At 37.2% G+C, this 22,347-nt stretch carries 22 protein-coding genes and 1 pseudogene; 1 reads left to right on the top strand and 22 read right to left on the bottom strand.

What is annotated here, in order from left to right:
• Positions 1-73 precede the first annotated feature (73 nt).
• Complete coding sequence (locus BLE01S_RS03430) at positions 74-1,882, top strand: M3 family oligoendopeptidase (RefSeq protein WP_066137315.1); 1,809 nt, start codon at positions 74-76, stop codon at positions 1,880-1,882.
• An 82-nt stretch (positions 1,883-1,964) separates the two neighbouring features.
• Here the strand turns inward: BLE01S_RS03430 and BLE01S_RS03425 are convergent, their stop codons facing one another.
• From BLE01S_RS03425 to BLE01S_RS03325, 22 genes and pseudogenes are all read right to left on the bottom strand, one after another.
• Positions 1,965-2,246 (bottom strand): hypothetical protein, encoded by a 282-nt coding sequence (locus BLE01S_RS03425; protein ID WP_066137313.1) that lies wholly within the window; start codon positions 2,244-2,246, stop codon positions 1,965-1,967.
• Between the two features lie 76 nt (positions 2,247-2,322).
• On the bottom strand, positions 2,323-3,477 hold the full coding sequence (locus tag BLE01S_RS03420) for an anti-sigma factor (protein ID WP_231955910.1): 1,155 nt from the start codon (positions 3,475-3,477) through the stop codon (positions 2,323-2,325).
• The gene (locus BLE01S_RS03415; RefSeq protein WP_066137312.1) at positions 3,470-3,958 is read right to left on the bottom strand and encodes a sigma-70 family RNA polymerase sigma factor; all 489 of its coding nucleotides are present in this window, start codon (positions 3,956-3,958) and stop codon (positions 3,470-3,472) included. Before BLE01S_RS03415 ends, BLE01S_RS03420 begins: the two co-directional genes overlap by 8 nt.
• Positions 3,959-4,140: 182 nt before the next feature.
• A complete protein-coding gene (rpiA, locus tag BLE01S_RS03410) occupies positions 4,141-4,830 on the bottom strand; it encodes a ribose-5-phosphate isomerase RpiA (RefSeq protein ID WP_111703621.1) in 690 nt (229 codons plus the stop codon).
• A 168-nt stretch (positions 4,831-4,998) separates the two neighbouring features.
• Positions 4,999-5,691: a 5'-methylthioadenosine/S-adenosylhomocysteine nucleosidase gene (gene mtnN / locus BLE01S_RS03405; RefSeq protein WP_066137308.1), complete on the bottom strand. Its 693-nt coding sequence runs from the start codon at positions 5,689-5,691 to the stop codon at positions 4,999-5,001.
• A gap of 29 nt (positions 5,692-5,720) precedes the next feature.
• On the bottom strand, positions 5,721-6,353 hold the full coding sequence (locus BLE01S_RS03400) for a YrrS family protein (protein ID WP_066137305.1): 633 nt from the start codon (positions 6,351-6,353) through the stop codon (positions 5,721-5,723).
• A gap of 282 nt (positions 6,354-6,635) precedes the next feature.
• Complete coding sequence (gene greA, locus BLE01S_RS03395) at positions 6,636-7,112, bottom strand: transcription elongation factor GreA (RefSeq protein WP_066137304.1); 477 nt, start codon at positions 7,110-7,112, stop codon at positions 6,636-6,638.
• 138 nt (positions 7,113-7,250) lie between these two features.
• Entirely contained in the window at positions 7,251-7,886 is a 636-nt protein-coding gene (gene udk / locus BLE01S_RS03390) for a uridine kinase (protein WP_066137302.1), read from the bottom strand.
• Positions 7,883-8,539: an O-methyltransferase gene (locus tag BLE01S_RS03385; protein WP_066137300.1), complete on the bottom strand. Its 657-nt coding sequence runs from the start codon at positions 8,537-8,539 to the stop codon at positions 7,883-7,885. The genes udk and BLE01S_RS03385 overlap by 4 nt, the downstream gene beginning before the upstream one ends.
• Positions 8,532-9,719 carry an endolytic transglycosylase MltG gene (mltG, locus tag BLE01S_RS03380; RefSeq protein ID WP_411825153.1) on the bottom strand — a complete coding sequence of 396 codons (1,188 nt, stop codon included), beginning with the start codon at positions 9,717-9,719 and terminating at the stop codon, positions 8,532-8,534. Before mltG ends, BLE01S_RS03385 begins: the two co-directional genes overlap by 8 nt.
• 313 nt (positions 9,720-10,032) lie before the next feature.
• Positions 10,033-10,323, bottom strand: a complete 291-nt coding sequence (locus BLE01S_RS03375) for a DUF1292 domain-containing protein (protein WP_066137298.1) — start codon at positions 10,321-10,323, stop codon at positions 10,033-10,035.
• A 13-nt stretch (positions 10,324-10,336) separates the two neighbouring features.
• Positions 10,337-10,753, bottom strand: coding sequence for a Holliday junction resolvase RuvX (ruvX, locus tag BLE01S_RS03370; RefSeq protein WP_066137296.1), 417 nt, complete (start codon positions 10,751-10,753; stop codon positions 10,337-10,339).
• A 3-nt stretch (positions 10,754-10,756) separates the two neighbouring features.
• Entirely contained in the window at positions 10,757-11,023 is a 267-nt protein-coding gene (locus tag BLE01S_RS03365) for an IreB family regulatory phosphoprotein (protein WP_066137292.1), read from the bottom strand.
• 89 nt (positions 11,024-11,112) lie between these two features.
• Positions 11,113-13,746 (bottom strand): alanine--tRNA ligase, encoded by a 2,634-nt coding sequence (alaS, locus tag BLE01S_RS03360; RefSeq protein ID WP_066137290.1) that lies wholly within the window; start codon positions 13,744-13,746, stop codon positions 11,113-11,115.
• A gap of 611 nt (positions 13,747-14,357) precedes the next feature.
• Complete coding sequence (locus BLE01S_RS03355) at positions 14,358-15,434, bottom strand: AI-2E family transporter (protein WP_066137287.1); 1,077 nt, start codon at positions 15,432-15,434, stop codon at positions 14,358-14,360.
• Between the two features lie 110 nt (positions 15,435-15,544).
• Entirely contained in the window at positions 15,545-15,733 is a 189-nt protein-coding gene (locus tag BLE01S_RS20295) for a YrzR-like zinc ribbon domain (RefSeq protein ID WP_082788570.1), read from the bottom strand.
• Positions 15,693-16,232, bottom strand: a complete 540-nt coding sequence (locus BLE01S_RS03350; RefSeq protein WP_231955942.1) for a PRC-barrel domain-containing protein — start codon at positions 16,230-16,232, stop codon at positions 15,693-15,695. The genes BLE01S_RS20295 and BLE01S_RS03350 overlap by 41 nt, the downstream gene beginning before the upstream one ends.
• A 29-nt stretch (positions 16,233-16,261) precedes the next feature.
• The gene (gene recD2 / locus BLE01S_RS03345; protein WP_066137283.1) at positions 16,262-18,661 is read right to left on the bottom strand and encodes an SF1B family DNA helicase RecD2; all 2,400 of its coding nucleotides are present in this window, start codon (positions 18,659-18,661) and stop codon (positions 16,262-16,264) included.
• 67 nt (positions 18,662-18,728) lie between these two features.
• Positions 18,729-19,183: pseudogene (locus tag BLE01S_RS03340) on the bottom strand (Imm30 family immunity protein).
• A 51-nt stretch (positions 19,184-19,234) separates the two neighbouring features.
• Positions 19,235-19,906, bottom strand: coding sequence for a tetratricopeptide repeat protein (locus BLE01S_RS03335; RefSeq protein WP_066137281.1), 672 nt, complete (start codon positions 19,904-19,906; stop codon positions 19,235-19,237).
• A 164-nt stretch (positions 19,907-20,070) separates the two neighbouring features.
• Positions 20,071-21,186: a tRNA 2-thiouridine(34) synthase MnmA gene (gene mnmA, locus BLE01S_RS03330; RefSeq protein WP_066137279.1), complete on the bottom strand. Its 1,116-nt coding sequence runs from the start codon at positions 21,184-21,186 to the stop codon at positions 20,071-20,073.
• 16 nt (positions 21,187-21,202) lie between these two features.
• A complete protein-coding gene (locus tag BLE01S_RS03325) occupies positions 21,203-22,345 on the bottom strand; it encodes a cysteine desulfurase family protein (protein WP_066137276.1) in 1,143 nt (380 codons plus the stop codon).
• Positions 22,346-22,347: the final 2 nt, after the last annotated feature.

The following is a 22,347-nucleotide window of genomic DNA, read 5'->3' as shown; positions in this document are numbered from 1 at the left end:
CATGACCTGAATGAAGGATATGAAGTATTGGGTGTTTTTCAAATATTCGCGTATAATATAATAGATACATATTATGGGAGGGATTCGTTTGAGTACTAATAAGTATGATTTAACATGGGATCTCGATGTTTTTTTTAAAGGTGGCAGTACCTCTCGCCAATTTATCGCTCATTTAGAAAAAACGAAGAAGCAATTGGAACAGTTCCAGTTAGCGGTTGATGAATGGGTAATCCCTATTACTGCACAGGACAAAAGTCTTTCTGGTTTACTCGATTTATTTCAAGATGCATCACAAAGTCTGAAACAAGCGGGTGCTTACGTAAGTTGTCTTCAAGCTCAGGACATGAATGATTTAAAAGCGAATGAATTGCGTGGTATGGTAACTACGTTAAGCTCTAGATTAAGTACACTTTTGACAAACTTTGATGAAAAGCTCTCTCTTATTAATGAAGAAACTTGGAGGGAGCTTCTTAAACAAGATTCAATGAAGAAAATTAACTTCATATTAAGCGAACGTCGTAAGAATGCTGCTGAAAAACTTCCAAAAGAACAAGAAGCATTAATTAACGCTTTAAGCATCGATGGTTATCATGGATGGGGAGAAATGTACGATAACATCGTTTCTCAAATTAAAATTCCATTTAAAGAGAATGGAAAAAAAATTGACTTATCTGTAGGACAAGCTGCCAATAAGTTTTCTAGCCCTGATCCTAAAATAAGAAAGCATGTTTTTAAGGAATGGGAACAAGCTTGGGATAAGCAATCAGATTTACTGGCAGGTACATTAAACCATTTAGCAGGGTTTCGGTTATCCGTTTATAAACAGCGTGGTTGGGATCATGTATTAAAAGAAGCACTCACATATAACAGAATGAAGCAAAAAACACTAGATGTCATGTGGGAAGTAATCTCTGACAATAAACAACCCTTTGCTGAATTTCTGAAAAAGAAAGCAGAATTGCTTGGAGTAGAAAAATTAAGTTGGGCCGATTTAGATGCACCTGTGGGAGAGGCAAACACAACATATGATTATCAGGAAGGCGCAGCATTCATTCTTAAGCATTTTGATAAGTTTGGTGACAAACTCACCGCATTTACAAATAAGGCATTTAAAGACCGCTGGATTGAAGCAGAGGACCGTGCTGGAAAACGACCAGGTGGATTCTGTACATCCTTCCCTTTAAGTAACCAATCTAGAATATTTATGACTTATTCAGGCACTGCGTCAAATGTTTCTACACTTGCTCATGAACTTGGCCATGCTTTCCATTCTTATGCCCTAAAAGACACGCATCCTTTAAATAGAGGCTATGCAATGAATGTAGCGGAAACCGCTTCTACCTTTGCAGAAATGATTGTGGCCGATGCTGCGGTAAATAATGCGGAGAATGAAGAAGTAAAACTCGCTTTGCTTGAGGATAAGATCCAACGCTCTATTGCTTTATTAATGAATATTCATGCACGCTATTTATTCGAAACACGCTTTTATGAAGAACGCAAAAAAGGCATGGTAAATAAAAACAGATTGAATGAACTGATGGAAGACGCTCAAAAAGAAGCATATGCAGACTCGCTCGAGGAATACCATCCTTTATTTTGGGGTTCTAAACTACATTTCTTCATTACCGGTGTCCCTTTTTATAACTTCCCGTACACGTTTGGCTATTTATTTTCATTGGGAATCTATGCTCAGGCAGTAAAAGAAGGTAAAGGCTATGAAAAGAAATATATGGCGATGCTTGAAGACACTGGTTCAATGACAGTAGAAGACCTCGCGCAAAAACATCTCGGTGTTGATTTGACAAAACGTGATTTCTGGGAAGCCGGCGTCAAGCTCTGTATTAAAGATGTTGAAGATTTTATGGATTTGGTGAATAAATAAATGCTTCCATCGACATCATTATAGATTCACAGCTAAAAAGAGTTCTGATGATATTCATTCTGAACTCTTTTAGCATCCATTCTCAGGTCCTAACCAAGCCAATCAACTCTTCATTCGTATCCACAAAATAAAACATTACGAATCCAAGGAGCGCTAATAGAAATAACAATGATTGAATGCATATTCCTACAATGCTTAATACCTTTCCAGAAACAGCTAAGGTATTGCCTTTACCATTTTCCCTAATAACTTTACGACCTAATACTAATCCTATAATACCAATAATTAATCCTATATATGGAACAATTATTGATAGTATGCCTAATGTAAAAGTAATAATTGATTCACTATTTGCTTCTTTCATTTTATTCCCCCCTCATAGAATGAATGTAAGCTACAATTCAAATCCCCCACTTACATAACAATTAAGTGTATCCAACTTACCAGTTCCATAAATCGACCTCATCGACAACCATAGAACTTATTAAATTCTCTTCTTTGAGTTTTAATATTTCCTTAGTTGGACCTGTAACAACAATTCCATAATGATTTATTCCATTTTTCTCAAGAAATTCAATTCTTTCATGAAGATTTAAGTCTTGCCCTCCATATAACTTTTCAGCTAACTTTTCATGTTTTCCTAGGAATTTTAATGTTTTTAAAAACTGGGTGTGGAGTACCTCATCATCTCCAATAGTATATGAAGGTGATGAATGACCTTCTGAGATTATTTTGCCAAATAAAAATCCCTTTGTTTCTTCACGCGAATCGAGAATCATATCGTCATCATGCCAAATTGGGTATTCAGAAAATCCAATTGGATCAAATACCACACCATGATCCCAATCGTCTTTTCCCTCGACCCCTGTATCAACTGCAAGCCATACGATATTTAAATCTTTTTCGCCAAATCGATTAAATACTTCAGTTGTTTCTACTAATTCATTAAATGATAGATAGGCAGAAACGACTGTTCCTTCCGGAAGTTTTTCTAGTTTATCCCACTCTGACATTTCACGATCTCCATACCCTGGATATATAAATGCCGGTTGGTTTTGCGAAACTTTCCCCATGTAATTCCATTCCGGAAAACTCATGAGTGAAAAGAGAAAGTTAACCTTTAGCTCTCCAACTGTCGTATGTTCTTTTCCAACTATCTTATTCAAATCTCTCGTCATTTCCGCTCGAAAAAATGGTTTGGCATTCGTACTGGTATTTCCGAACCCTCCGTATGGATCTGTAACTGCTATAGTATGATCCATCACGTTTGCGAGCACTTCACTGCGATCAGGATTCCCCCATGAATAATAAACAGCAGTGAAGATTGTAGATACAATCATGACAATGATAAAAATACCAACTGCTACCATAGCTGTTTGCAAACGGGCTTTCCATTTACTTTTTCTTAAGATTTTCTTTTGCTTTTCTCCGCTTATCGGAATTTGGTATTCCAAATTATCTCCTTCAAGATGCTCCTGAAATTGTTCTAATTTCTCTAACTCCTCTTCAAACTCCGCTAGCTCTCGTCCTTCTAAATGACCATGTTCATATGCTTCAAGTTTGCTTTTAAATTCATCACTCATCTTTTCATTCACCTTTCTTCCTTCTCATCGCTTGGCGGCCACGATATAAAATTACTTTGAAGTTGGCAAGGGATACATTCATAACTGCAGCTGCTTCCGAATAACTTAATTCATGAAAATCGTGCAAGAGAACAGCGTATTTTTGTTTCTCTGGTATACCATCCAATAAATTAATTATCTCTTGGATATCCTCTCGAATAACGATGGTTTCTTCTGGCGTATTTCTTTTATCGAATAGATTTGAAAAGAAACCTTGCTTTTTCACTTCTACCCTTTTTTGTTTGCGATAATAATCAATAAATACATGGTGTGCGACAGTAAATAGCCATGACTTTATGCTTGCATTCTCGTTATTTTCCACATGTAAATACGCGCGCAAAAAGGTTTCCTGAACTAAATCCTCTGCCGTATGATGGTCACGACTGAGCGAAAGGAGAAAGCGGTAAATATCATTAAAATAATAATTATAAATCGATTCAATTGATTCCTTCATTTCTCCTCCCCTCACTGATAACACGATTGAAAAGAAAAAAAGTTACACGATTTAATTAAATAATCGTTTCGAATATAGCATGGTAGTAAACGATTTTACAATGGATTGTATTTCGCGCATAAAACTCAATTAAAAAAACGTTCCTACTCAGTGTAGAAACGCCAAATCAGCATATAAGTGAACTATTTTTCTTGACCTAAAGTATTTTTTAATAGAGTCTCTATACCGCCATCATCAAACCCTAAAAGAACTATATCTGTCATACCTACAAATAGTCCATTGTCTACTACTCCGGGAATCATATTTATGTAAATGGCTAATTCTTTTGGTTCTTTGATCTTCTTAAATTGACAATCAAGTATGTAGTTCCCGTTATCAGTAAGAAAAGGTAGATTATTATCCATTCTTAAACTAGGTCTGCAACCCAATTTCAATATTTGTTTATATACCAATTTCCATCCAAATGGGACCACCTCTATCGGTAAAGGAAAATCCCCTAAAACAGAAACATATTTTGTATGATCAGCAATAATAATATTTTTTCGCGAATTGGCGGAAACAATCTTTTCACGTAATAATGCTCCACCACCACCTTTTATTAATTCTAAATTAGCATTCACTTCATCAGCACCATCTATCGTCAAATCGATTTCATCCACTTCTTCAAGAGTTACTAATGGGATTCCCATTTTAATAGCAAGCTCTTCTGTGCTTAGAGAAGTAGCCACTCCTCGAATAGATAAACCATTTTTAACCAACTCACCGAGCTTAAGGATTGTCCAATAAACGGTAGAACCTGTTCCTAAACCTACTATCATTCCATCCTTCACAAATTCAACTGCTTTTTCCCCAACAACCTTTTTAGCATTTATATCCATCACCCCCTCTCGCTGATTAAAATCTATTTTTCATATTAGTAAAAGCCGCTAATGATCCTTTTTAAAGCATAATCTCAAAATTGGATTATCCTCTTAGGGTGGTAGGAACAAAGCAAAACAATATAAAACAAACCAAGAACAGATTGCCCTTGGTTTGTTTCCTCATATTGCTTTAATAATCCCCAATACTAAATTCGCAGAGTTAACCGCTGCTGTCTCCAAGTATTGATCAAAAGAGATATTTGACTCCTGCCCCGCAATATCTGATAGAGAACGAATGACAACAAATGGCACACTGTACTGATGCGCCACTTGAGCAATCGCTGCCCCTTCCATTTCCACAGCTTGTAGATCGGTGAATTTTTCACGGACAAATTCTACTCGCACTGGATCATTCATAAATGAATCACCTGTAGCGATCAAACCAGTTACAGCTTGAATATCTTTTAGCTTTAATGCAGCATTTGTTGCAGCGTCAATTAAATTTTGATCTGCAATAAATGCTGGTGGAAGTTGTGGTACCTGTCCATACTCATATCCAAAAATCGTAACATCGACATCATGATGACGAACCTCTGTTGAAATAACAAGATCTCCTACATTTAATTTCGGATTATATCCGCCAGCAGATCCAGTATTAATAACTACATCCGGTTGGTATCTTTCCATGAGTATCGTTGTCGACATAGCCGCATTTACTTTACCGATACCAGATCGTAATAAAATAATCTCTTTATTACCAAGTGTACCTACGAAAAATTCACATCCCGCAATAACTTCCGTTTGTTTATTTTCTATTTGCTCACGTAATAAAGAAACTTCTTCTTCCATCGCACCAATTATAGCAACTTTCATCTTAAAAACCCCTTTTCTCCATGCCTACATTACTGTTTTTTATCATTTTCAATTAGCTTTTTCACTTCGGTCGGTTTCCAGCCCTCACCATCTACCCATTCAATATACACTCTATAGACATCCGATCCAGCTACTTTTTCAGATACAGTTAGGATTGCTTCTTTTTCCCTATCACTTCCACCTTCGACCCACCATGGCGTCATATTATCAACGGAAATACCTACTGCATAGGCTGCGGCACTTAACTTTTCATTCCAATCTACTGTTCCCATATTGTATGAAGACTGATGGCCAGAAGCTTGTTCTGTTCCAATCGGTTTCCAGGAAGGATCTTTGATTACTTTTTCTACATTTGGTTCATCACTTTCGGTCTCAATCGGTTCATCTTTTTCTGAGTCGTCATCGTCACTTTTTTCATCATCCGTGGTTTTCTCATTTTTATCTTTTGGTTCTTTAACTTCTTCACTTTGTGTTGTATCTTTAGCATTTGATACCTCACTAGCCTGATCTTTATTATTATCTCCACCGAAAAAGATATAGCTACCAACAAGTATGATTAGAATAATAACAATGACAATCAATGTATTGAGTATAATGTTCGTTTTTCTTCGTTTTGCTCGTTGGGCATAGCGCTCCCCAGAGTTTTTGAAATCAATTGGCATTGTATCTCCCCCCATTTCTATATTCATAATAATATCATGGACGCTACAAAACGTGAATCAATAACCTTTTCCTTGTTAGTCAAACTTTACTTCTATTTATAGAATAAAAAAACACGGCTATAACCGTGTTTTTTAATGAAAAGAATTGTCTAGTTGTAAGCACCCAGCGACTAGCAAGCTTCAGGAATCTTCCTATCCACGCTTAAAAACGCCGAGGGACCCAGCCCAGTATCCTGCGGGTCTAGCTTGTACGTCACTATACAGGTGCTTTCACTTTTCTTATTAACTAATGGATATTAGTCTCACTTTCATTTCTCCACCCGGAGTTTGAACTGAAACTTCTTCATTCACTTTATGTCCTAATAAACTCTTAGCAATCGGCGAATCATTTGAAATTTTCCCTTCAAATGGATCTGCTTCTGCACTACCAACGATTGTGTATGTCTCCTCGTCGCCATCAGGTAGTTCAATAAATGTAACAGTTTTCCCAAGTGTTACTTTATCAGAGTTTAATTCATCGTCTTCAATAATTTTTGCATTACGAACCATATGTTCAAGTGTTGTAATCCGCCCCTCAACAAATGATTGTTCTTCTTTTGCTGAATCGTATTCGGAGTTCTCTGAGAGATCCCCAAAACTCCGTGCAATTTTGATACGCTCTACAACTTCTTTTCGTTTTACTGATTTTAATTGTTCTAATTCTTGTTCGAGTTTTGCTTTACCCGCTTCTGTCATTGGAAATACTTTTTCTGTAGCCATTTCCCTTCACTCCTTATCGTTTCACCACCTCAAAAAAGCTCAAGGTGTTTTTGTGTATGTAATACATGATAGCGCGCCCTTAATTAGGCGCGCCCTTCGTTTCATGACAATACATATATTAGTATCTATGCTATCGTATTACAAAAATGACTTTTGTTCAAGAATAGTTTGGATCTTTGTTGCTACTAAATCGATCGCAACATGGTTTTGTCCCCCTTCAGGGATAATTACATTCGCATATCTTTTCGTAGGTTCAATAAATTGATTATGCATTGGACGAACGACATTTACGTATTGGTCAACAACAGAATCAATGGATCTTCCTCGCTCTTTCATATCCCGTTGGATACGGCGTATGATTCTCAAATCTGCATCTGTATCAACAAATAACTTAATATCCATTAAGTTGCGCAATCTTTCATCTTCTAATACTAAAATTCCTTCAAGTATAATAACTTCCTTCGGTTCTACATGAATTACTTCTGAAGAACGTGTATGCAAAGCATAATCATAAACAGGTTTTTCAATTGCCTCAAACTGCAATAATTTCTCTACATGTTGTATTAATAGATCATTATCAAAAGCAAATGGATGATCATAATTTGTTTTTAATCGTTCTTCAAATGGTAAGTGTGCCTGATCTTTATAGTAAAAATCCTGTTGCAAGATAAGAATCGAATGTTCTTTAAATATTTCATAGATCGTATTTGTCACACTTGTCTTCCCTGATCCGGAACCGCCAGCAATGCCAATAATTAATGGTCTTTTTTTCATTCGTTACCTACACCTGTCCTTTTTCTACTAACTGCTAATCCGTCCCCAACTGGTAAGATTACAGTATCGAATCTCTTATTGTCCATGAGCCATCTATTATAAGCATTAATCTTCCCGACTAAACTAGCCAATCGTTTATTCGGAGTATCTGTTTGTGCAACAAGTCCTTTAAATAAAACATTATCTGTATATATACAGCCATTTTCAGTTAATAGCTCCCTATACATCTCAAAGAATTTGATATATTGGCCTTTAGCCGCATCAATAAAAATAGCGTCGTACATACCATGAGCTGCTACCTCATCATAAAGATTAAGTGCATTCCCCTTTATTACCTTGATCTGCCGCTCCACTCCAAGCAATTGGATATTACTTAAAGCTTGTTCTACCCGAATATCGTCCATTTCTAGTGTAACCACTTTTGTGTCAGGGAGCGCATCCGCCATACGTAAAGCAGAATATCCTATCGCTGTCCCTATTTCTAAAATCTGCTTTGGTTTTTGGATTTTCATCATTTGTAACATAGCCGCAATACCAGTAGGCTCCATAATAGGGACACGATGTTCCTTCGCAAACTGTTCAAGTCCTTGAAAAAATTTATTTCTAACAGGAAGCAAGTCTTCAAGATATTGTTTTATTGCATCATCATTCATTTTTTTTACTGCCTCCATCAGATTCTTTCCGTTTATTTGTAATATGTTTTTCTTTTAGTTTATTATGCTCTTCTAAAGTTGAAGCAAAATAGACATCACCTGTTCCATATTCGGCCAAGAAATAAAGATAATCTGATTTCTCCGGATTTAAGGCTGCCTCAATTGAAGCTTCTCCTGCATTAGCGATCGGACCAGGAGGAAGACCTTGATTCTTATATGTGTTATATGGTGAATCTACTTCCAAATCTTCGTAAAGAGTCCTATCTAGGTGTTTTCCAAGTGCATATGCAACGGTTGGATCAGTTTGCAATGGCATTTTATTTTCAATCCGATTGTAAAAAACACTTGATATTAAGTGTCGATCCGCTTTTTCTGTCGCTTCTTTTTCTATTAATGAAGCCATCGTAAGCAACTCATGTGTGGACATATTTTTTTCTTTCATTGTTTCCGCATATTTACCTATAACCATTTGGGTTTGCTTTAACATCGTATCTAATACCGATTCAATAGATGGTTTCTCTTCGTAAAATGGATAGGTTGCTGGAAATAAATAACCTTCAAGCGGATGTTTTATTTGTTTTTCTAAAATATCTTCAGTAAGTAAATCAGGATATTTTTCCATTAGGCGCTTCAACGTTTTAGTATCTGACATCGTTTTACTTACTTCTTCCGGAGCTACATCTATACTCTTTGCAATAATTTCACTAATTTGATCTAACCAAAGACCTTCTGGAATAGCCATTTTAATAACTGCTTCTCTAACAAGTTTTCCTGTCTGTAAAGTTTGGGTTATTTCATCCAAGGTCATGGATGGCGCAAGGTCATATTTCCCTGCTTGAAATCCTGAAATATTATTTACCTTCACATAATATTTAAAAACTGTTGCGTTTTTAATAATGCCTTTGTCCTTTAATAAATTTCCAATTGATGTAGTGGATGATCCAATTGGCACTTCTATATTCGTTTGTTTATTATTTTCAGGATCAACGGGCTTTAAGGCTGATTTAATATATATATAACCGCCCAAGGCCGTACCTCCAGCAATAAGTATTATAATAAGTGCAATAACTGCTACTATTTTTCTGATTATTTTCGCCTCATTTCGCCTTTCAAGTAAATTATTTCTCATTGCCGTTCTTATATTCAGCTTTTCCTTTTCCCGGCTCTCTTTATTTGCCACTTCGGCAACCCCCTTCCGGACGCAAATACGCTCCTTCGGTCAAATACACTTGTTCATTATACTATATTTTTTGTTTTTTTCACTCGAAAATTGTAAAAAGAAAAGCGGAAACGTCCGTTAACCGATGTATATACCGTGCCTAGAGAATAAGGAATTCTTAATTTTGCTAGGAACTGGCCTATACTTAAAACAGTAAAGAAAAGCGCAAAGCACTACGCACGCATAAGACACCAAGGAGACAAGGTCTCTCCTTACCTTTTTCATTATGTGATCAAATAAAAAAGCCGATCCACTAATGTGGACCAGCTTTTTGTTATTCAGCTGTTTCTTCCTCTTCAAGGAAGGTATTTAACATTTCCTCGATCATATCCCACTCTTCATCGGTCTCGATCGGCTGTAGGCTACCTTCTGCACCTTCTTCATTCTGAACATAAGCAGACGCTTGAATTTCAATTTCTTCATTCTCATCCTCATCTGCACCTACTGGGAAGTATAGAACGTAAGATTTATTAAATTCATCTGAATCAAATGTAAATAGAATCTCATACAATTGTTCATTCCCGTTTTCGTCTACTACTGTAATATGTTTTTCGCCATTTTCCATTGTATTCACCTCATTATTGTTGACTATCTAGAAAGCCTTGCAAAATCATGGTTGCCGCTAATTTATCAATAACCTTCTTACGCTTTTTTCGGCTCACATCCGCCTCAAGTAGAACACGTTCTGCAGCAACGGTACTTAAGCGCTCATCCCAAAGTTTAACTGGGAGCTCAAATATTTCTGTTAATTTCTCAGCATAGATTTGGGATGCTTCTCCACGTGGACCAATCGTATTATTCATATTTTTCGGGTAGCCGACAATGATTTTTTGTACATTGTACTCATTAATAATTTCACCAATTCGCTGGAATCCAAACCTTTTTTTTTCTTCATCAATTGCTATTGTCTCTAAACCTTGGGCGGTCCAACCCATTTCGTCACTCATCGCCACACCAATTGTTTTGGTTCCAACATCCAAGCCCATAATTCTCATCTATTATCCCTCGCGATGTTGTTTTAAATACGATTTCACCAGTTCCTCAATGATCTCGTCTCGTTCTAGCTTTCTGATAATATTGCGTGCGTCTTGATGTCTTGGAATATATGCAGGGTCCCCAGACAATAAGTAGCCAACAATTTGATTAATTGGATGATAACCTTTTTCTTGGAGAGCACCGTGTACATGAAGAACCACATCTTTCACTTCTTGCTCCATTGGATCTTCTTGAAAATCAAAACGCATCGTTTTATCAAAAGAGCTCATTGACAACACCTCTCTTAAGACTATCATTTGTTGATAGACCTAATTGTTAAATTGACATTACTTTCATTGTACATGAATTTGCTATAGAATCAAACGGTTTTTACCCAGTCTGTCACAGATGCAATTGCTTCTTCTATTTTACTAGGGTCTTTTCCACCAGCTTGGGCCATATCTGGGCGCCCGCCACCCCCACCACCACATCTAACAGCTACTTCTTTGACTAGTTTTCCAGCATGATATCCTTTTTCGATAAGATCTTTAGTAACAGCCGCAATAATATTTACCTTATCATTCTGAGCAGACGCTAAAACAATAATTCCCGAACCTAATTTTTGTTTTAAATCATCAGCCATATTACGTAGTGTATTCATATCTGCGGCCTGCACTTTATTAGCCACAACTTTTATTCCATTTACTTCTTGAATATGATTAAGCATACTTCCTGCTTCAATATTTGCTAACTTGGCTATTAGAGATTCATTTTCACGTTGGAGATCTTTCAAATCACTAAGCAAGATTTCAGTACGATGCACAATATCATTTGGCTTCGTTTTTAATAGAGTTGCAACTGTTTGAAGTCGCTCCATTTCTCCATTCATCAGTTGATAAGCGGCTTCACCTGTCACAGCTTCAATTCTACGGGTTCCTGCACCAATCCCTGCTTCAGATACTATTTTAAATAAACCAATTGCAGAAGTGTTTGTTACATGACAGCCACCACATAATTCTAAACTATAATCATCAATGGCCACTACTCTAACAATATTACCGTACTTTTCACCAAATAAGGCCATTGCGCCCATCTCTTTAGCTTCTTCAATATTTTTTAATGACGTTTCTACAGCGATATTAGCCCATATTTTTTCATTAACAATTGTCTCAATACGAATTAATTCTTCAAGTTTCACTTGACCAAAATGGGAAAAGTCAAAGCGAAGACGTTCGGGTCCAACAAGAGATCCAGCTTGGTTCACATGAACACCTAGAACATCTTTTAATGCTTGGTGTAGTAGATGTGTTGCGGTATGGTTTTTGATGACTTTACTCCGTTTATTTTCATCAACCTCGGCAGTCACCTGCATACCTGTCTTTAATGTACCTTGCTCAACAATTGCGAAATGAAGGTTTTGTCCATTAGGTGCTTTTTGCACTTCTGTCACTTGAACGAGCAATCCTTCCGCAGTTATTACTCCTTTGTCAGCAATTTGTCCACCACTTTCCGCATAGAAAGGTGTTTCGTCCAGAATGAATTCTATTTTATCTCCCGCTTGTGCCAAATCCACTAATTCATCATTTTTAATAATCGTATTGAGGACTGTATTAACTGACAATTGATTGTAACCAATAAATTCACTTGTAACTTTCACATTACCTAGTATTCCGCCTTGCACTTGCATGGATCCAGAATCTTGACGAGCGGAACGTGCTCTTTCACGTTGTTTTTCCATCTCTGCTTCAAATCCATCATGGTCAACTTGCATATGTTCATCTTCTGCATATTCTTCCGTCAATTCTACCGGAAAACCGTAAGTATCGTATAACTTGAATACATCTGGACCAGAAATCATATTTTTTCCTTCGGCTTTTGCCTCACGAATAACAGCGGACAAAATGGCGAGTCCATCATTCAAAGTTTCATGAAAACGTTCTTCTTCATTTTTGATCACTTGTTGAACGAATTCTGTTTTTTCAACGACGTTTGGATAATAATCGTTCATTACTTCCCCAACTACCTGAACTAGTTCGTACATGAAAGGCCTATTTATATTAATTTTTTTCGCATAGCGAACGGCGCGACGAAGCAGCCTTCTCAAAACATATCCTCGCCCCTCGTTAGAAGGCAATGCGCCATCTGCAATAGCAAATGTTACAGTCCGAATGTGATCAGCGATCACTTTAAATGCGGTATCTGTTTCATCGTTCGTTCCATATGAACTTCCGGAAATCTTCTCCGTTTCTTCAATAATCGGGATAAATAAATCTGTATCGAAATTCGTCGGGACATTTTGAATAACAGAAGCCATACGTTCTAGTCCCATCCCTGTATCAATATTTTTCTTCGGTAGTGGAGTGTACGTTCCATCAGGATTATGATTAAATTGGGAAAATACTAGATTCCAAATTTCTAAATATCGTTCATTTTCCCCACCTGGGAATAATTCCGGATCATTAGGATCATTGCCATACTCTGGGCCACGATCATAGAATATTTCAGTATTCGGCCCACTTGGTCCCTCACCGATATCCCAGAAGTTTTCTTCTAAACGGATGATACGTTCCTCTGGTAATCCGATCTTCTTATTCCATAACCCGAACGCTTCTTCATCTTCAGGATGAATGGTAACAGATAGCTTTTCTTGGTCGAATCCAATCCATTTTGGACTCGTCAAAAATTCCCATGCCCACTCAATTGCTTCTTCTTTAAAATAATCTCCTATAGAAAAATTACCAAGCATTTCGAAAAAAGTATGGTGTCTTGCCGTTTTACCGACATTTTCTATATCATTCGTTCTAATTGACTTTTGTGCATTTACAATACGGGGATTTTCCGGTATTTCCCGTCCGTCAAAGTATTTTTTTAATGTAGCAACTCCACTGTTAATCCACAATAACGTTGGATCATCGTGTGGAACAAGAGATGCACTAGGTTCAATCTGATGTCCTTTTTCTTTAAAAAAGTCTAAATACATTTGTCTAATTTGTGAACCAGTTAACTTTTTCACTATTCATCAACCTCCAATTTATTTATGACAAAACCAAAAGCGCAAGCGCCTTGGTTATCGACGTACAGGGTCGCCTTCGTAAGTGCGTCTACGTTGCGTAGAGACACTATTTATAGAGCGTGATAAGGGAAGCACGTTGAGCTAAAGACAAATCATTATTTACTGATTGTGGGGTGGGGTTCTGAAGTCCGTTAGTCGATACATTGACGATCTTCTTCGCCCCACGTCCTGTGGCACTAATACATCGTGTACATCGAAGCTGGACGAAGAATCAATTTGTAAAAACTCATTCACTTTATTTTCACAAATATTTGGCAACAAAAAAAACCCGTCCCTTGACAGGGGCGAATTTTTGATCGCGGTACCACCCTGATTTTAAAAGAGCAATAAATTTTCTCTTTTACCTCAGTACCTTAACGCGGCGCACGGCAGGGGTTAGCTGCTCTCAGGATTAGCGAATGTTATCCTTCATCTAGAATTTCTTTCAGCCATGGAAATTCCTCTCTTTTGCAAATATTGCTCAGATGGGTGTTAACACTATAGATCCGTCCTCAATTTTTTCATATGAATGTATATCAAAATTATAGGAATGAAAAGGAAACTTGTCAATGCTAAGGTTGTTTTTCCTTGATTAAATAATCACGGGAATGAATAACAGCAATTTTTATAATAGCTAATATTGGAACTGCAACGATTAATCCAATCACTCCAGCAGCCTCACCACCAATAATTAATGCCCCTATAATGAATAATGGGTGCATTTGCAAAGACTTCCCCACAATATATGGCGATAATATATTTCCTTCGATAAATTGTAAAACAAATACAATCACTACTGCAATGACAGCTAGTTTTACAGAAGTTAATAACGCAATTATTAATACAGGAATTGCTCCTATGAGTGGACCGAAATATGGAATAATATTTGTTAAAGCAATCACAGCACCAAGCAAAATAGGATATTGAATGCCAAAAGCCCAAAATAAAACCGCTGCAGCCACTCCAACAATCCCACATACGAGCAGCTGCCCTCTTACATAACTACCAAGCGAGATGTTTACTGCTGACATAAATTCATGTGCATTGTTACGCCATCTTTTTGGAGTCATATACCATGCTGCTCTTTTTACAAGATGAATATCCTTTAACAAGTAAAAAGAAATGAAGGGAATAACTAATAAAACCAAGATAAAATTTAGAAGCCCCATTAATACTTTTATACTTTTTTCAACAAAACCATTTAGCCACAATTCAAAATCATTAATTCGTTCTTCCATTTGTGTTTGTACGCCATCAGGCCATCGGGAGGTCGTTGCTTCAAGGCTTTGAATCCATTCCTTATAATATCCAGCCAATTCAGGGATTTGCTCGGAGAATTCTCTCATTTGCTCTATTAACAATGGAAAACCTAAATATAAACCGTAACCTAATCCACCAAAAAACAAACAATAAATAATGGTAATCGCCCAAATTCTTTTCATTCCAATTGCTTCTAATTTTTCTACAAGTGGATGCAATAAAAAAGCGATAAACCCGCCTAATAAAAAAGGAATCAGTCCAATTAGCAAAGTCAACAAAATCGGCTTCCATAACGGCTTTAATAATAAAAAACAATATAATGTTATAAAAATAAGTAAAATAAGACCAAATCGATAAATAATGGTTAATCTCTTTTGTTTCACATTCATTCCCCTCCATGAAATTAGCTTTCCAAAAGCATGGAAGAATATGAGTGCAAATAACAAAAGACTAACTGGAAAATAAAAGCCGCCTCAAATGGGCGACTTTTATTCTCTCTTCAACCTAATTGTCTTGCCTGTTCATCGAATAAATCATCCAAAGAACTTAGAGACCCGTCTTCTTCGACTTGGTGAGTATGAATCGTTTTAGCGCCAACGGAAAGCTCAATAAAGCAGTTCCAGCAATAATATTGATTGACGCCTATTTTACCTAGGTCCTTGCTTTGGCAATTCGGACACTTCATCATTAGTTTTGCCACCTCGCAGCTTATTAACTGAGACGACCATGGCATCCTTTCCAATCTGTGGTGGATTGGGAGTCCGAATTACTCGTTTTCCTTGAGCTATGTCAGAAAAGAAACCATCCGTCAGTTCATATCCTACGATTGTGCCCACTTCTTCCAAAAAATATACATCATCTAGCAAACCGAGTTGCTCGCCATCGTTGGAGAGTATATTCTTTTTTATAATAGGCTGTGCATGATGCATCGTAAATTCGGATTCGTCTTCCTTATATGTCGGAAGATCACCCTGATCCGAAATCATTATCGCATTTTCTCCAAAAGAAAATATCTGATCAATGGGGAGCCTAAATTTCTTCCCAATCAAACCTTTTCTCTGTAGTAGAATGTCCGATACTTTTCCATCATCTCTAATGCAAATGTCACAAACTTCTCCAAGCATATTGCCCTCTTCACCATAAACAGGCATCCCTTTTAAAAGAGAAAATGTCCGCAAAGAATCCACCACCCTTCCGAACATTTCTATTATTTCTCTCAGTCAACAAAATCATAAGGTGAAACATTTTCCATGCCAATCATTGGATCAATTAAATGCATGGACTCTTCTTTGAGAAAGGTAGGCATGTCCGATTCAGCTTCATTCACAGATTCAGCAGGAGTTACTGCGGTTAATTTTTCAAAAAGTGAAGTTTTTCTTTTTTGATCATCTTCTCTTTCAATACCGATACGAAAAGCACTTTCTTCTCCACATAAAATGAGAAATTGCTTACTTCGTGTAATTGCCGTATATAATAAATTTCGTCGAAGCATTCGATAATAACTCTTCACTACCGGGAGTATGACAATTGGAAATTCACTTCCTTGCGATTTATGGATGGAGCAACAAAAAGCATGGGTGATTTGATTTAAGTCAGCCCTTGTATATGTCACTTCCGTCCCTTCAAAAGCAACGATAACCATATCTTGTTTTTCTGTATTTTCTTTCGCATAAAAAATGGAGATAATTTCTCCCATATCGCCATTAAACACATGTTGCTCAGGTTGATTAATAAGTTGCAATACTTTATCGCCAATTCGATATTTAACGTCACCGAACTTTAGTTCTTTCCTTTTACCATCCGGATTTGCGTTGAAAATCTCTTGTAGTATTCGATTCAAATTATCAATACCAGCTGGGCCGCGATACATGGGGGCCAATACTTGGATATCTTTTGCTGTATATCCCTTTTGCTTTGCATTTTTAACAACTTTCTCAACAGCTTCAGCAATTTGGGAAGATTGACACCTAATAAATGATCGATCTCGTTGTGGTTTTATAAGATCAGAAGGAAGTTGCCCTTTTTTTATTTCATGTGCCAGTTCAATAATAGAAGAACCTTCTGCCTGCCGATATATATCAGTTAATTGCACAGTTGGAATGGTTCCAGATTTAAGTAAGTCTTTTAGAACTTGTCCTGGACCCACGGATGGCAACTGATCTTCATCCCCAACAAAAATCACTTGAATTTGTACGGGGAGTGCTTTTAAAAGCTGATGTGCAAGCCATGTATCAACCATCGACATTTCATCGACGATGATAAGCTTTCCTTCAATTTCCCGTTCGTCTTCATTATCAAGGTTTTCCTGTCCAGTCATTCCAAGTAGACGGTGAATGGTCATCGCCGGTAAACCAGTGGATTCGGACATCCTTTTCGCCGCGCGACCAGTAGGAGCTGTTAATAGGATCGGGAAGGGTTCTTCTTTTTTATACGCATGTGGGTCAAGAGAACATCCGTGCAGTTCAGCGTAGAGTTCTACAATCCCTTTAATAACAGTTGTTTTTCCAGTCCCTGGTCCACCTGTTAATATCATCATTGGACTCATTAATGCGGTTTGAATCGCTTCCTTTTGGGATGGAGCATATTGCACATCTAAGCGCTCCTCTAACTCACCAAGCGCCATTAAAAACTCGGATTCTGGGAATTGTTCAGCATATTCCTTTTGTTCCAAAACTTGCTGAATATTCGTGACAATCCCTTTTTCAGAAAAGTAAAGAGATGGCATATATACCCGTTTGTTTTCACCAACGATTTTGCTTTCTTCCTCAAGTTTAATTAGCTCCGAAGAAATATCTTGATATGAAATTTCATTAGGTTGACTATCCTCCAACAATCTTTTTACTTCTTCTAGTAAATCAGCTGCATCGCAATACACGTGACCATTTTGTAAACATTCCTGTTCAAGTACGTATAGACAGCCTGCTTTTATCCGGTCTGGATGGTTTCCTTTTATACCCAATTGAGAGCCAAGTTCATCCGCTCTGCCGAAACCAATTCCCTCTACAGCTTCAATTAACTGATAAGGATTTTCTTGAATAATCTTCAATGTTTCTTCTTTATAAGCTTGATAAATTTTCATGGAGATTTGTGGACCAAAACCGTATTGGTTTAGTCCAATCATTACTTGTTCTAATCCTTGATGTTCAAGTAAAGAATCATATAATTCCTTCGCTTTTTCGGGAGCTAGCTTTGGTATGCTATCGAGAAGAGATGGTTGTTGAAGAATTTGGCTAATGGCATTTTCTCCTAGTGTTTCAACAATCCTTTCTGCTGTTTTTTTACCGATACCTTTAAACAGACCACTTGATAAGTATGTAGCAACCCCTTGTTTTGTCTGCGGCATTTCCTTTTTAAAATGAGTTGCATGAAACTGTGTCCCAAACTTGGGATGTTCTTTATATTGACCATAAAAAACATATGTTTCTTCCTCATGTATTTTCGGAAAATATCCTGTGACTACCGCTTCCTTATCTTTGTTTTCTTCATTCGTATCTTCCACCCTGACACGAATGACAGAATACAAATTTTGCTCATTATGAAAAATAGTCACCAAATGGCGACCTTTTATGTATTTTTCATTTTCTGAAAACAAATCAAGAGAATTTTGCTGTTCCATCACTGGAACCCCCTCTCATAGGAAAGGTATTGACCTCATTCGATACCTTTCCGTAAGACATTTTTAATCATTCTAATATTTCATTTACAGACTGCCCAAATCTCTCCAGATTCTCTCTTTTTATATCAATGAACAAATCTGAAATTACTGCTTTGGTTTGCGTATCAATTTTGTTAATTAGTTTTCCGTAGGATGACCGTGCTTGTTGATCATTTAATATCCTATAATGTAAGATTTCCATCCATTCTCTAGCTCTGTTGATAACTTTTGGACACTATACGCTATTATTTCAAGCCCTTCTATCAACTGCTCTTCGTATAGATGCTCTATTCCATGCACTAAACCAAACATTACTTCATGTATTTCTGTGCTGTCATCAAAGCTATTGCATAAATCACTTATTAGAGCAACATCACCAATGGAATTAATATTTTCTAGTGCTTGTTCAAATTCAATAAAGGCTTGTTCGGTTTGCAACAACCGATTTTGATAGACCTTATTCACTACATGCAATAGGTTCATATTCTACCTCATCATCAGGTTTAGCAAATATCCCATCCCATAAAACATCTTTTATTGAATGTCTTCTGCCAATGCCGATTCCATTAGTTTTTTTCCATTTCCAGCAAGTACATGATCAGGCTGAATGGCTAATGCTTTATTAAATGCTTCTAGTGCTTTTTCTGCATCCTCAAAATGGGCGGCATATGCAACGCCTAGATTATAATAGGCATCCGTATGTTCAGGCACCAATGCTATCACTCTTTCCAATTGTTTGATCGCTTCCTCATACACGCCATTTCGAGCTAGAGCTAGTCCGAATTGGAATGTCGCTTCTGTATCATTCTTATTAAGTTCTACGCTTCTTTGTAAATAAGGAAGTGCAAGCTCCATCTGTCCCAGATTCACCATAGACATTCCTAACATATAAAGTAAGTCATTTGATTCTGGTCCATTTAAAAGAGCCTTCCCAAACATGCTTGCAGCCTCTTCATATTTTTCTTGATTAAAATAAAGGTTGCCATAGCTATAATAAGCCGCAGATGCTTTATCATCTATTTCAATCGCACGCTTTAAAAATTCCTCTGCCCGCAATGGGTCACCAACAGATATTAGCACATTGGCAAAATTAACATATCCAACTGGATCTGTTGGATTTTCCTCGATTGCTTCTGTAAATAATTGAATTGCCTTTTCATAATTACCTTGCTGCAAATATTCGATACCTTGTAAATTCTTGTCCATTTGTCACACTCCGAGCAGTATTTGATAAGGGAATTATAGCATATAATTCATCCTTATATGTATCTTGAGTAAAGAGGTTAAAAAAGGGGCGTGATTATTTCATGATCGAATCACAATATACAAAAAGCCGTTCCCCGTTTTTCGGTGAACAGCTTTTTCATATTTTACCCTACAAAAGTCAATCTTTTGTCATCTTTATAAACTTCGTCGATTGTCCCTCCACCAAGACAGTCATCGCCATCATAGAAAACAACTGCTTGTCCTGGGGTAACTGCTCTTACCGGTCTTGCAAATAGGACATTTACTTCCCCATTTGGCAATACTTTTACAGTTACTTCTTCATCTGGCTGACGATAGCGGAATTTTGCTGTACATGTAAATTCTTGTGACTTTGCTTCGTTTGACACCCAACTAATATTCACTGCTTTTATCGAATCAGAGTATAGAGAGGGATGATCAAACCCTTGTTCAACATATAGGACATTCTTCTTTAAATCTTTTCCTACTACAAACCATGGGTCTCCTGCACCACCAATACCTAGACCGTGCCGTTGGCCAATTGTATAATACATAAGTCCATCATGATTGCCCATTTTTTCTCCTGCCAAGGTTTCCATTTTTCCTTTTTGCGCAGGTAAATAACCACTCAGAAATTCTTTAAAGTTCCGTTCTCCAATAAAGCAAATTCCTGTACTATCTTTTTTCGCTGCTGTAGCTAATCCTGCTTCTTTTGCGATTTCTCGTACTTGTGTTTTATCGATCGCACCAAGGGGAAACATCACTTTTTCAAGTTGCGTTTCTGTTAATTGATTCAAAAAGTATGTTTGGTCCTTGTTATTATCGACGCCTCTAAGCATTTTCACGCCATCCTCACGATGCTCCACACGCGCATAATGACCTGTTGCCAAGTAATCAGCACCAAGTTTTAATGCATGTTCAAGAAAAGCTTTAAATTTTATCTCCTTATTACACATCACGTCTGGATTTGGTGTTCTACCTGCTTTATATTCATCAAGAAAATAAGTAAAAACCTTATCCCAATATTGTTTTTCAAAATTAACCGCATAATATGGAATACCAATTTGATTGCAAACTCGAATGACATCGTTATAGTCCTCTGTTGCAGTACAAACGCCGTTTTCGTCGGTATCATCCCAATTTTTCATAAAAATACCGATAACATCATAACCTTGCTCTTTTAATAATAAAGCAGCTACAGAAGAATCAACTCCTCCAGACATACCTACTACTACCCTTGTATCTTTGGGTGCTTTTTTCATATTGCTCCTCTTCCTTTCAACGCCTCAGCCTATGAACAATTTTTGCTGTTTCTTTTGCTGCTTCCGCAATCTCTTCCTCCATATTTCCTAGACCGAAACTAAAACGTACAGAATTCCTCACTCGTTCTGAATTAGGCCCAAACATTGCTACTAACACATGCGATGGTTCAATGGATCCCGCGGTACACGCTGATCCACTTGAAACTGCAATACCCGCCATATCCAAGTTGACAAGCAGTGCCTCTACATCTGTCCCAGGAAAACTCAAATTTAAAACATGGGCTAGACTATTCTCTTGCGTACCATTTACTAGATAATCAATTTTTTCATTCGTCAATACTTGTATTAATTGATCTTTATACTGCAAGTACTTTTGATTTTTTTCATCCCGCGTTTTAAGCATCAATTGAACTGCTTCTGCAAACCCAGCAATGGAAGCTAAGTTTTCAGTACCCGCACGTCTTTTTAATTCTTGCTCACCACCGAATGCACTTGGAGTGATCTTCGAACCTGTTTTAATATATAAAAAGCCAATACCTTTTGGTCCATTAATTTTATGAGCAGAAGCAGACAGTAAATCAACTCCTAATTCCTTCACATCTATCTGTAAACTACCGTAGGCTTGGACAGCATCGGTATGAAATAACGTTTGATGACTGCCTAATAATTCTCCAATTTCTTTTATCGGCTGAAGCGTTCCGACTTCATTATTCCCATACATAACCGATACCAAAATCGTATCTTCTCGCAATGCCTTTTTTACGGCATCTGCGCTAATGACACCTGATTCATCTGGGGCTAAATATGTGACATCGAACCCTTCTTGTTCTAAATATTTACAGGCATGGAGAACGGCGTGATGCTCGATTTTTGTTGTAATAATATGCTTTCCTTTTTGCTTATTCGCATGTGCAGACCCAATGATCGCTAAATTATCCGCTTCTGTACCCCCACTAGTAAAAGTAATTTCAGCATATTGCGCATGAATACTATCGGCGATAATCGATCTTGCTTCATCTAAAACATGGCGTGCAGCACGACCAAATGAATGAATGCTTGATGGGTTACCAAATGTAGCGCACATTACTGAAGTTATTTTTTCTGCAACGATCGGATGTACGGGGGTAGTTGCTGCGTGATCTAAATAAATTCTATTCATGT

Origin of the sequence: Lederbergia lenta NBRC 16444, from assembly GCF_001591545.1 — a bacterium.
Lineage (GTDB): Bacteria > Bacillota > Bacilli > Bacillales > Bacillaceae_C > Lederbergia > Lederbergia lenta.
Note: the sequence above shows the minus strand (reverse complement) of the source record. Positions and strands in the feature narration are given on the sequence as shown.